The sequence below is a fragment of the Flavitalea flava genome (genome assembly GCF_054461575.1).
The window spans coordinates 26220-38120 of sequence record NZ_JBTLQH010000007.1; the positions used below are offsets into that span (position 1 = coordinate 26220).

Sequence of the window (11901 nt, forward strand, 5' to 3'; positions counted from 1 at the left end):
TTTAGGGGGCTAGGGGGTTGGGGGGTGAGTATTGATAATACCCTTTTCCGGTTTTCCTTCCTAACTCTCCCTGCTGAACCTTTTGTTCCTGGATGTGGGATGGTTTAAGCCGTTCAGGTTTGCCCAGCGCCTCATACACAGAGCAGCTTACAGCATAGTTCACATCATTGCCTATTAGATCCATGAGCCGGAAAGGACCCATTTTGAAGCCAGAGGCCTCCATGAGGATATCGACCGTTTCAAAATCCGCCAGCCCCTGTTCCACCAGTCTGAGGGCCTCGAGATAATAAGGACGTGCCACGTGATTGACGATAAATCCGGGAGCATCTTTGCATAATACGGGTGTCTTTCCCATTTGCCTGGCTAATTCGAAGATGCTATCGGAATTTTTTTTATCCGTATATTTTGTATACACTACCTCCACCAATTTCATAAGGGGGGCGGGGTTGAAAAAATGCATTCCGACCACCCTTTCCGGTCCGCTTATTTTTTCGGCAAGAGTAGTGAGCGAGAGCGAGGAAGTATTGGAGGCAAGAATGGTATATTCACTATTTAGTGCTGCGAGATGACCGAATAGCTCAAGTTTGGCTTCCGCTTTTTCCACGATCGCTTCTATTATTACATCTGCCTGGCAATAGCCGGCATCATGTACGAAACTCAGACAGTCGAGGGTCGACTGCAGTTTCTCCGGATCGATTTTTTTCTTTTCAGACAGGGTTTGCAGGCTTTTCTCAATTCCCACGCGGCCTTTCTGCAGTATATCCTTATTTACATCATAAAGCAGGGTCCTGAAACCCGACATAGCAGCCACCTGGGCGATGCCGCTGCCCATTGTTCCCGCCCCGCAAATGCAAATAGTTTTTGTCATAATTAAAATGAATGGAAGGGTCAAAAGAACGCCAGGTGCGTTCTAACCGAAGGTTAATTATTAGCCTACACCGCCCCGGTAAATTGTTTGAGGAATCTTACATCATTCTGGGAATACAAACGCAGGTCGTTGATACGATACTTAAGCTGGCAAATACGTTCAACTCCCATACCAAAGGCAAAGCCCGTATATTTATTGCTGTCGATGCCAAAGTTTTCGAGCATTTTCGGATGGACCATTCCGCTTCCGAGGATCTCCACCCAACCGGTGTGTTTGCAAACAGCACATCCGCTACCCCCACAGATACGGCAATTTATATCCATTTCCGCACTCGGTTCCGTAAATGGAAAGTAAGATGGGCGAAAACGGACCTTTACATCCTTGCCGAACATTTCCTGGACGAAAAAGTACAGTGTTTGTTTAAGATCGGCAAAGGAGACATTTTCGTCTACATATAACCCTTCTGTCTGATGGAAAAAACAATGGGCCCTGGCGCTGATCGTCTCATTCCGGTATACCCTGCCCGGGCAGATGATCCGGATAGGCGGTTTTTGCTTTTCCATCACGCGGGCCTGCACGCTGCTGGTATGGGTACGCAGGAGCCAGTCGGGCTTCTGATTGATATAAAAAGTATCCTGCATGTCCCGGGCCGGATGATTTTCGGGAAGATTAAGGGCTGTAAAATTATGCCAGTCGTCCTCGATCTCAGGCCCTTCGGCGACAGTGAAACCCAGTCGTCCAAAAATATGTACGATCTGGTTGCGAACCAGGGTGATCGGATGGTGAGCTCCCAGAGGTAACGGATCTCCCGGTAAGCTGAGATCGGCTGCCACTTTACCCTTGGCAGGAGCCGCCGTTGCCGTACTGGTCTTCCAGGTCTCATATTTCGACTCGGCGAATTGCTTGAATTCATTCAGAATCTGTCCGAATTCTTTTTTTTGATTCCCCGGTACATTTTTCATCTCGTTGAATAAATTCTTCACGATGCCTTTTGTACCAAGAAATTTGATGCGGTAAGCTTCGAGACCCTCTGCACCGTCAGGGATAATGGACCCAATCTCCTGCCTGTAAGCTTCTATCTGTTGTAACAATTGCTCCATGAGGCAAATATACGGATTAGTCAGAAAGAGGGAAGACCCGGAGAAGTGGATTTAAATACCCCCCTGACCAATGGTCAGGGCCGGGTATCATAAAGGCAGCCTGCCGGAGGTTAATCGTTAGAAAATTTGATGTAGGTTTGCCCGTAAAATAAGAATACATGCCGTCAAATCTGCATATAAGTGACTTTCTGGATCCGGTAAACCTGGCTGAGCTGTCTCAGGATCAGGGATATAAGGATGGCCAGATCGGCAAACTGATTGATGCACACGATGAATATTTTCCTGAGCTTCATGAGGCGGATCTGGTTATTGTCGGCTGTGAAGAAGAAAGAGGAATCGGAAGGGACCGTAAGGATCATAATGCCCCCAATGTTATAAGAGAACAGTTTTATCAGTTGTTTTGCTGGCATACGGACGTGAAACTGGCCGATGCGGGCAATATCCGCACCGGGGCAACTCTGGCCGATACGCATGCTGCCTTAAAAACGGTCCTCCGGGAATTGAATGGTATCGGAAAGACAGTCGTTATTTTGGGGGGATCTCATGATCTCACGCTGTCGCAATATTATTCCTATGCCGATAATAAACGGGTAATTGAGGCTACCTGTGTGGATGCGCTTATCGATCTTGATATTAACTCATTGAACCGCAGTGAAAATTTCCTGATGGAAATGCTTACCGGAGAACCAAATTATATCCATCATTATAATCATATCGGGTTCCAAAGTTATTACGTGCATCCTCATATGCTGGAAACAATGGACAAACTGCGGTTTGATTGCTTTCGCCTGGGTAACGTAAAAGAAAATATCGAGGAAATGGAACCGGTGATCCGGAATTCTCATTTATTCAGTTTTGATGTTTCGGCTATCGCCCAGGCCTATGCCCCTTCCAATCTGTTGTCTCCGAATGGATTTACGGGGGAAGAATCCTGTATATTGATGCGGTATGCCGGACTTAGCCCTACCGTGAACACGGTCGGGATCTATGGCTATAATCCCGGAAAAGACCGTGACCAGCTTACCGCCCGGCAGATCAGCCATATGTTATGGTATCTGATCGATGGGAAAAGCAGGGGGCGACGGGAAGCTGCTTTAACCGAAAGGGATTTCTTCATAGAATATCATACGGCCTTTGCGGAAGTCGAGACTACGTTTTTACAAAGCAGAAAGACCCAGCGTTGGTGGATGCAATTGCCGGATAAAAAATTCATCGCCTGCTCTTATAAGGATTATGTATTGGCCAGCAGCAATGAGATCCCGGAAAGATGGTTAAGAGCACAGGAAAGAGGATAAGTCAGGAAAGAGGATAAGACGGGAAAAGTAAATTGATCACCATCGACCGTAAAGTCAGTGAAACAGATTCCAGTATATAAATTAGATCAGGAGTACCACAGTATCCATCGGAATGAGGAAAAGAGCTCCCCATTTGGTTATAATGCACTAAGCCCATCTTTGCGGATAAAAGACTTCGAAATCTATTCCAGCGATGGCCTTAAGGCAAGCATGGGCCCATTACGTTCCGAATTTTACCGTATCGGACTGACCCTGCAAGGCCATTGCGACGTACAGCTGGGTTTGGAACATTTTACTCATCAGCCGGGCACCGTGAATTGTACGATCCCTAATCAATTGTTTTCCAAATCCAATATAAGCGGGGATATCTTTGGTTATTATGTCCTTTTTAATCCCGGTTTCCTGGATGGCCTGATCCCGGATAACCGGATCGCTGAAGAATTTCCCTTTTTCAGTCATTCCGGTGTACCCTTTTTCCGGATGGAACCCATCGTTGTCAGCCGGATAGAAGATTTTTTACTCAGGATGAACGACGAATTACAGGGGAATAAACCCGGAAAGGAAAAAGCCATCCAGCTCTATTTGTACCTTATTCTCCTCGAAATGAAAAGAAGTTATGTACAGCAGGGACTGGGGAATTATTCGGATATTCCGGAGACATCAGCCCTGGTCATAAAATTCAAAAAACTGGTCAATCAGCATTACCTGAACAAACAACAGGTGTCGGAATACGCCGATATGCTGCATGTTACACCTAACCATCTCAATCGAACGGTAAAAGAAATCTCCGGCAAACCGGCCTCCGGTCATATTACGGATATGATCGCCCTGGAGGCGAGGGCGCTGTTGAAATATACGGACCTTTCTCTGGCGGAGATCACTTACCAATTGCAGTTCAGCGAACCCTCTTCGTTCTCCCGTTTTTTTAAAAAAGAAGCGGGTATGACACCCTTGGAATATCGGGAAAATGGATAAAGCATGATCCGGTCAATGACCTGCATGATCCGGACAACGCCTGGAAGTTGGTTTGTCGCAATTTTGTATAAAATCATACAAGATGACAAACAAACTGGAAGGGAAAAAAATAGTTATTGCCGGCGGCAGTTCCGGAATAGGTCTTTCTTTGGTTGGTATACTGGCAGAAGAAAAAGCACAGGTAACGGTGATCGGACGGGATCCGGCTAAATTAAAAGCAGTAAAGGAAAAATTCCCTTCTGTTACCGGGATTAGCCTGGATGCAGAGGATAAGGACGCTTTGGAAAAATTTTTCAGTGAGGAAAAGGAGATCGATCACCTGGTCATAGCCTTGAGTGGGGCTAAAGGAGCAGGTTTGTTCAAAACCCTGTCCCTGGCTGATCTGCGGGAGGGATTCGAAAAAAAATTCTGGCCCCAGTTGCAGGTACTACAAACGGCTTTGCCGGTTATGAACCCGACAGGCAGTATTACCCTGATCACGGCCATTAGCGCAACTGCAAAATTGCCGGGTACTTCCGGGTTGGCTGCCATTAACGGTGGCCTGGAGGCAATGGTTCCTGTATTATCCAGGGAATTGGCTCCCATGCGTATAAACGCTGTTTCTCCCGGTGTGATCGATACGACCTGGTGGGATTTTTTGCCGGATGACGCCAAACAAAAAACCTTTGAGGAGTTCAGCACAAAAATTGGTGTTGGCAGGGTGGGAAGACCGGAAGAAGTGGCAGGCACGATCCATCATCTGATCGTTACGGAATATATAAATGGAGTGATTATCGGCTGTCATGGCGGCTTAAATTAAGGATGACTATAGTTAAACCTATCTAAATCAGGGTGCCTTTTTTGCAGGTATTCCCTGATTTTGTTAGGTTTGAAGCATGAAGCAATTTTTTGGTACTTCTCTGATCCTGACGGCCATCTTTTGGCAGGGCTGCTCTCCTTCTCAATCCATCGGGAAATTTGCAAAAAAGGAAATTACCGGGCAGTCCGGTCTTCAATCTGCACAGGTAGGCATAAGTCTTTATGATCCGGTTGCCGCTAAGTTCTTATACGATTATCAAGGCGATAAATTTTTTATGCCGGCCAGTAATACCAAACTGTTTTCTTTATACGCCGGTATGAAATACCTGGGTGATTCACTGGTCGGTATGCGTTATTTGGAAACAGACACCGCATTGTTTGTCTTGCCTTCTGCAGATCCGACCTTGCTGCACCCCGATTTCAGCAAACAACCGGTGATCAGTGTTTTAAAAAAGACAAAAAAAAATATATACCTGCTTGATGCCAACTGGCAGGAGGAACCTTTGGGGTATGGTTGGGCATGGAACGATTACAATGACGACTATATGCCGGAACGCAGTTCCCTTCCGGTTTATGGAAATGTGATCCGTTGGGTGCAGGAAGGACAGAAACAGGAAAAACAGGAATCGTCTTTCGAAGCCTCTCCCTCTTTTTATTCGATCCCTGACGTGGATTGGGAAGTGCGGTTCACAACGGATACCGGGAAAAGATCGTTTTTCGTACAGCGGGAATGGAAAAGTAATGCCATTGAAATAACCGAAGGAAAAGAAAAGTATAAAGTTCAGGATGTTCCTTTTATTACGAATGGGCTCAATTCCGCGGCTCTTTTATTGAAGGATACCGTAGGCAAAAAGATAATGGTCAGCCATCAGATACCTTTTCCCGGATTAAAACCGGCAAAGGGCGATAAAAACCGGTTTTACCCAATTATGGCTTTAAATGCCTCCGGTCTGATCACCGTACGGTCGCAGCCGGTCGATTCCCTGTTCAGGCCGATGATGCATCGAAGCGATAACTTTTTTGCCGAACAGACCTTATTGATGGTAAGTAATGAAAAACTTGGGGTAATCAATGATGAGCAGATCATCGATACCTTATTAAAAACCGACCTCAAAGATCTTCCGCAAAAACCTCGTTGGGTAGATGGCAGCGGCCTGAGTCGAAATGATCTTTTTACACCGCGGGATTTCGTGTGGCTGTTAAATAAATTGAAGGATGAATTTGGTTTGACCAGGTTAAAGGGAATCCTGCCGACCGGGGGAACCGGTACCCTGGCTAAATATTATAAACAGGATAGCGGCTATATTTTTGCCAAGACGGGTTCACTTTCAGGCGTAGTTGCCCTGAGCGGGTACCTGATCACGAAAAAGGACCGCTTATTATTGTTCTCCGTACTGATAAACAATCATAATGATCCTGCTGTCCGAAGAAAGATAGAGCGGCTGATCCACCTGATCAGAGATAAATACTGAGCAGCATTTCCGAAAAACAGGCGTTTCCATAAAATAAAGGTTCCGTTATACCCAACGCTTTTTCTGGATTGGGCGTACGTAAAGAAGGATGCCAATAATGGCGACCTATCATTAAACTTAATTTTATGGAAAACAAACTTTATCCTCTTTTCTTTTTTTTCCTGTTCACTTGCTTTCAGACAGGGAATGCACAGGATAGCACTATTTGTAACCCCAGGTTCACGGTTTCCGTCACTCATACGACAGCCTCTTTTCAGGCTATTGATACCCATGCGGGTACTTTGCATAACTGGAGTTTTGGCGATAGCGCACAAAGCGGGTTCAGCAGCAGCTTTTCGGCCATACAGCACAATTATGCGAATTCCGGGACTTACCTGGTCACCCATTACATAAAGGACTCATTGGGAACAGTGTGTTTTGACTCTGGTTCACAGTATATTTCTGTAAATGTGACACCTGCCTGCCAGGTTTCCTTTCAATCCGAAAAGGATTCGGTCAATTTCCATATCTATAATTTCTTTTCTTCTACCGTCAATGCGGGTGGGCCGTCCGACAGCCTTTTCTGGTATGTTAATGATACCCTGGCCGGAACCGGACCAACCCTTTTGCACCGATACTTTGCGGTTGGAACATTTACGGTTTGCGTAAGATTACGAACCGGTTCGGGTTGTACGGCGCAGCAATGCAGTCAGATCTACGTTGCAAACCCGGATTCTTCCACCTGCATAGGGAACCCTTCCTTCGGATACATAGTGGATTCTTCCAACTCCCAACGCCTGAGGTTTAGCCCATCACCCGATAGCAGCAAATTCATGTATCTGTGGGATTTTGGCGATGGAAGTTCTTCTACTGCCAGAAAACCAGCCCATCTTTTCGCAACGGGAGGTTTGTATCTGGTTACGCTGAAAATCACCCGGCATTCGCATAAGGATAGTTGTAGTGTTATTTTTTCGCAGGCTGTTTATGCAGTACAGCGGGATACCTGTAAGGTAAGTTTTACCTATACTTCCCATCCCACGCAGACCAATAAGATTACCTTCCATGCCCAGAATGCCGCGAATCTTGACTCGGTGACCTGGACCCTTTTCAGACTTTCCGATTCTACCGTCATTTCTACCTTGACCGGCAACCATCCAAGTTATATTTTCCGGGATCCGGGTTGTTACCAGGTTATTATGATAGCCCTGAAACAGAAAGGATGTACGGGCTCCTCGTCAACAGTTATTTGTATTGATAGCATCCCGGGTGCTTCCAATAATTTCATTGCCTCTTATCCCAACCCGGTAACCAGCCTTGCCTATCTGGACCTTGATTTGCCGGCAAATAATACCATTTATATCAGTATTTTCAATAGCATGGGCAACCAGCTATCGGCCAGCAAGGTTGCCGGAACGAAAGGGAGAAATCATATCAGTGTTCCGACGGCAGGCCTGCCAACAGGACTGTATTATATTCAGATCCAATATGGCAACGAGATTCGCAAAAGTAAAATCCAAAAATGGTAAGCAGGGGGATAACTTATTTGTTCACGCAAAAAAACAGAAAGACCATTAACCGTTGCCTTTTCCTGGGGATGACATACAAATATTGATTAAGGGTTGCCTGAAAAACGATCGCAAAACACAGGAAGAACTGTACAGGCGGTTTTACCAGGTGATGATGGTGCTCTGTGTCCGTTATACCAAAAATGAGCAGGAGGCAGTTGAAGTATTGAACGATGGATTCCTGAAGGTATTTATGAACATTGCTCTTTATGATGCGAAACAGGCGTCCTTCTATACCTGGGTGAGAAAGATCATTATCAATACCGCCATAGATTTTTTGAGAAGAGAGCAGTTGTATCTTAACGGCGATTTGGTTCTGCAGGAAAAAGAAGAACCGGTTATTGAAAACGACGCCATCAGGAAATTAAACAGCGAGGATCTTTTGAAAGTAGTCCGGCAGCTGCCTTCAGCAACCCGCCTGGTTTTCAACCTTTATACTATCGACGGATTCAATCACCGGGAAATCGCCTCCTTATTGAAAATCAGCGAAGGGACCAGTAAATGGCACCTCAGCGAAGCGAGAAAACATCTCAAACGAATAATTAACCTTATGGAATTGCATCCATGATCGAAAGACAGGACGATAATAACCCATGGGCAGATAAACTGTCAGAGATAAAACTTCCGAAGGCCTCCGATTCATGGAAAGCCATGGAAGTTTTACTGGATAAGACACTGCCGATGGAAAGGAGGGGAGACAGGAGGCGCTTGCTTCTGTTGATCCTCCTGTTATTGTTGCTGATCGGGGTTTGTAACTGTCCCGGAAGCAGGATGTTAAACCAAACTAACTCCGTCAACCCTGAACGTTCGGCCCCCCCGGAACCTGAAAAAAAGAGAATAGGGAATAAGACAATCGCGAATAAAGAGACTGGAAAAGAAGATACCGGAAAAGAAGTAACAGGAGGTGAAGTAACAGGAAGTGAAGGGAAAGGGAAAGAGGTGGCCGAAAGAGAACCAGACAGCAAAGTACCAGACAGCAAAGAGACAGGTAAAAACCAGAAAGAGGCAAACGGCAGCAACAGAAAAGTAATAAAAAGGGAAAGGAAAGCAGGGAAATGGCAAAAGGTAGTAAGCAGAAGGATAGGAGAAGATGCGTCTGGTGGCAAGAGTACTGTCGAAAATGGTGAAAACAAAAAAGAAACAAAAGATAAAACGGTAAAGGAACCTGGAGTCAATGAAACAACCCTAAAGGCGAAAGTGAATAAGGAGAGGGAACCCGCTGGGAAAAAACGCCCTAACCTCGAAAAAGGCTGGGCGGCGGGCATCGGACTGAATCATTTTTTTACGCTCGGTCAGCAACAGCATTCCGATTATAATTCGGGCGGGACCAGTGGCGGATTGCGTGATTATATCCCGGTGCCCATGGTGCGGTATTACTTCAGCAAAAAACTATTTATTCAGCTGGAGGCACAGTTCAATACACCCCAGTACACCCGGAAAGATCTGCTGGCCAGTCAACCGCCGGCCGATACCATTTCCTCTCAGCAGAAATTGCAAAATTCTGTATATATAAAAAAACTGTTTTATTTTAACCTGCCCCTCAGTATTCATTTCAGTCCTGCAAAAAATCTTTATCTGGGTACGGGTCTTCAATTCTCGCGTTTGACCAACGGGGTTGGTCTCATTGAGGATAAATTGCTTACGGTTGGCGCATCCGATTCCATCAAACAAATCCAGGTAAAAAGTATAAAAGGAGATTCCGTATATAAAAAAATCAGGACCGGTGAGTTCCGTTTCCTGGTGGACATCAGTTATCAATATAAAAATCTGGTGGCCGGGGCAAGGTATAACCAGGCCCTGACTAATTTCATTCAGGTACGTATCTCCGATGCCCAGGTAACGCAGGCAAGAAACAGCTCCTTACAACTATATCTACGTTATATTCTTTGGGATCAGCGGAACCACCGGGGAAATAGGAATCAGGGAAATCTCCCGTAAAGGCTCATCTTCCAAATAATCGCTCTACATAATCTTTTTTGAACTCAATGTAAGTAGGATCGCCTCCGGGTGTGATATTTGGCTGGGCGCAGGCGAACAATTCATCTACCAACGTTCTCATCTCTTTTTCACCAAGGGAGGTGCCGGGTTTCACCGCCTGCTGTCTGGCCATGGAACGGATAAGTTTTTCCCGTTTGGAAAATTTCATTTCGCTGCTGAAATGTTTGAATTGTTCCAGTAGATTTTCAAGGATAGCTAATTCATTGCCCTGGCCCGTATCTGCCGGTGTGCCCTGTACGATAAAACTATCTCTTCCGAAAGGCTCGATCAGATAACCAAGGCTTTGAAGATCCTGACTGAGGTCCTGTAGCAGGATAGCATCGGGAGCGGACAGTTGAAGGGTTACCGGGAAAAGGCTTTTTTGACTGGCAATTCCTTTGCCTGCTGCAGCGGCAACATAACGGTCGTATAATACCCTTTCGTGCGCTGATTGCTGGTGGATCAGGATAAATCCCCGATTTGCCGGCGTAATGATATAGGTATTCATTAAATGCCGTAATTCGGCTCCTTCAAGGGGATAGGTTTTGTGCTGGTGAGTTCGTTGGGATTCAAAATAATCACCGGTTGAATCTTCATTCGCATCGCCGCCTGGCAGAAAACTGGCCGGATCGGCGAGAGAACCGCCGGATGAAGCACTTGTTCCTTTTCCCGGGCTTCCTTCATAGAATTCTCTCCAATGTTTTAAATCGCTTTTTTTATCGGGTTCGATAAAATGTGCCTGGTTCTTTTGTGTGAAGGTCTGGTATAAAGAAGAAGAAGCGACAGCAGCCTTATTGTCTTCGGTGACCGGTTTGCTTACCGCATCCAGATGCTGAATGGAAGGGTCCAGGTCAAAATCCAGTGTAGGGGTAATACTGAACTGGGCCAGCGAACGTTTTACGGCTGCCTGAATAAAGGCATAGATGAGCTTTTCATCTTCGAATTTAATCTCCTGTTTGGTCGGATGTACATTAATGTCTATTTGGGAAGGATCCAGATCGATGAACAGCACATATAAAGGGAAGCTGTCCTGGGCGATCATTTCTTTATAGGCGCTCATTACCGCATGATTCAGGTAGGCGCTTTTGATAAAACGGTTGTTCACGAAAAAATACTGATCCCCTCTCGTTTTTTTTGCCGTCTCGGGTTTGCCCACAAAACCATACACATTGAGGTAATCCATATTCTCCTGTACGGATACCAGTTTGGCGTTTTGGCTGTTGCCAAGGATCTGGACGATCCGTTGTTTGAGACTTCCTTTTTCCAGGTGCATCATTTCCTGGCCGTTGGTATGCAGGGAGAAGAAAATCTCAGGGAACCCCAAGGCAACCCGGGTAAATTCATCGACGATATGACGCATTTCGGCCGCATTGCTTTTGAGGAAATTCCGGCGGGCAGGTACATTGAAGAATAGGTTCTTCATGGCAATATTGCTTCCGACAGGACAGGCGACAGGCTCCTGCCGGATTACGGAACTGTTCTCCACCTCTAAAAAGACCCCGGTTTCGTCCTCTTCCCTGCGGGTTTTCAGTTCAACCTGCGCAACCGCTGCAATGGACGCGAGCGCCTCTCCCCGGAAACCCATGGTCCGGATATGAAAAAGATCGTCAATAGTCCTGATCTTGGAAGTGGCGTGTCGCTCAAATGCCATACGGGCATCGGTTGCACTCATACCTTTTCCATTGTCGACAACCTGGATCAGTGCCTTTCCGGCATCGGCCACAATAAGCTTAATTTCCGTTGCTCCGGCATCCACAGCATTTTCCAGCAATTCCTTAACCGCACTGGCCGGCCGCTGGATCACCTCTCCCGCCGCTATCTGATTGGCGATATTATCCGGCAATAATTGAATGATGTCTGGCAATTTTGTTC

10 protein-coding genes are annotated in these 11901 nt (G+C 46.1%); 7 read left to right on the plus strand and 3 right to left on the minus strand.

Annotation, left to right across the window (positions count from 1 at the left end; all coding sequences use genetic code 11):
• Nucleotide 1: 1 nt before the first annotated feature.
• Nucleotides 2–868, minus strand: coding sequence for a 3-hydroxyacyl-CoA dehydrogenase NAD-binding domain-containing protein (locus tag ACX0G9_RS08900; RefSeq protein WP_459064535.1), 867 nt, complete (start codon nt 866–868; stop codon nt 2–4).
• 65 nt (nt 869–933) lie between these two features.
• Nucleotides 934–1968 carry a phenylalanine--tRNA ligase subunit alpha gene (gene pheS / locus ACX0G9_RS08905; protein WP_459064536.1) on the minus strand — a complete coding sequence of 345 codons (1035 nt, stop codon included), beginning with the start codon at nt 1966–1968 and terminating at the stop codon, nt 934–936.
• Nucleotides 1969–2126: 158 nt separating this feature from the next.
• Here pheS and ACX0G9_RS08910 point away from each other — a divergent pair, with 158 nt between their 5' ends.
• The 7 genes from ACX0G9_RS08910 (at nt 2127) to ACX0G9_RS08940 (ending at nt 9990) form a co-directional block, all read left to right on the plus strand.
• Nucleotides 2127–3263: a formimidoylglutamase gene (locus ACX0G9_RS08910; RefSeq protein ID WP_459064537.1), complete on the plus strand. Its 1137-nt coding sequence runs from the start codon at nt 2127–2129 to the stop codon at nt 3261–3263.
• Between the two features lie 57 nt (nt 3264–3320).
• Nucleotides 3321–4238 carry a helix-turn-helix domain-containing protein gene (locus ACX0G9_RS08915; protein WP_459064538.1) on the plus strand — a complete coding sequence of 306 codons (918 nt, stop codon included), beginning with the start codon at nt 3321–3323 and terminating at the stop codon, nt 4236–4238.
• Between the two features lie 82 nt (nt 4239–4320).
• Nucleotides 4321–5037 (plus strand): SDR family oxidoreductase, encoded by a 717-nt coding sequence (locus ACX0G9_RS08920; RefSeq protein WP_459064539.1) that lies wholly within the window; start codon nt 4321–4323, stop codon nt 5035–5037.
• 76 nt (nt 5038–5113) lie between these two features.
• A complete protein-coding gene (locus ACX0G9_RS08925) occupies nt 5114–6508 on the plus strand; it encodes a D-alanyl-D-alanine carboxypeptidase (protein WP_459064540.1) in 1395 nt (464 codons plus the stop codon).
• 125 nt (nt 6509–6633) lie between these two features.
• Entirely contained in the window at nt 6634–8013 is a 1380-nt protein-coding gene (locus tag ACX0G9_RS08930; RefSeq protein ID WP_459064541.1) for a T9SS type A sorting domain-containing protein, read from the plus strand.
• An 82-nt stretch (nt 8014–8095) separates the two neighbouring features.
• Complete coding sequence (locus ACX0G9_RS08935; RefSeq protein ID WP_459064542.1) at nt 8096–8620, plus strand: RNA polymerase sigma factor; 525 nt, start codon at nt 8096–8098, stop codon at nt 8618–8620.
• Entirely contained in the window at nt 8617–9990 is a 1374-nt protein-coding gene (locus ACX0G9_RS08940) for a porin family protein (RefSeq protein WP_459064543.1), read from the plus strand. Before ACX0G9_RS08935 ends, ACX0G9_RS08940 begins: the two co-directional genes overlap by 4 nt.
• 4 nt (nt 9991–9994) lie before the next feature.
• On the opposite strand, the gene mutL is transcribed toward ACX0G9_RS08940, so the two are convergent.
• Entirely contained in the window at nt 9995–11893 is a 1899-nt protein-coding gene (gene mutL, locus ACX0G9_RS08945; RefSeq protein WP_459064544.1) for a DNA mismatch repair endonuclease MutL, read from the minus strand.
• Nucleotides 11894–11901: the final 8 nt, after the last annotated feature.

Bases quoted from the DNA above. Each gene is read 5' to 3' on its own strand.
- ACX0G9_RS08930 (WP_459064541.1), top strand. From the start codon at position 6,634: ATGGAAAACAAACTTTATCCTCTTTTCTTTTTTTTCCTGTTCACTTGC.
- ACX0G9_RS08900 (WP_459064535.1), bottom strand. From the start codon at position 868: ATGACAAAAACTATTTGCATTTGCGGGGCGGGAACAATGGGCAGCGGC.
- ACX0G9_RS08925 (WP_459064540.1), top strand. From the start codon at position 5,114: ATGAAGCAATTTTTTGGTACTTCTCTGATCCTGACGGCCATCTTTTGG.
- ACX0G9_RS08940 (WP_459064543.1), top strand. From the start codon at position 8,617: ATGATCGAAAGACAGGACGATAATAACCCATGGGCAGATAAACTGTCA.
- pheS (WP_459064536.1), bottom strand. From the start codon at position 1,968: ATGGAGCAATTGTTACAACAGATAGAAGCTTACAGGCAGGAGATTGGG.
- ACX0G9_RS08920 (WP_459064539.1), top strand. From the start codon at position 4,321: ATGACAAACAAACTGGAAGGGAAAAAAATAGTTATTGCCGGCGGCAGT.
- ACX0G9_RS08910 (WP_459064537.1), top strand. From the start codon at position 2,127: ATGCCGTCAAATCTGCATATAAGTGACTTTCTGGATCCGGTAAACCTG.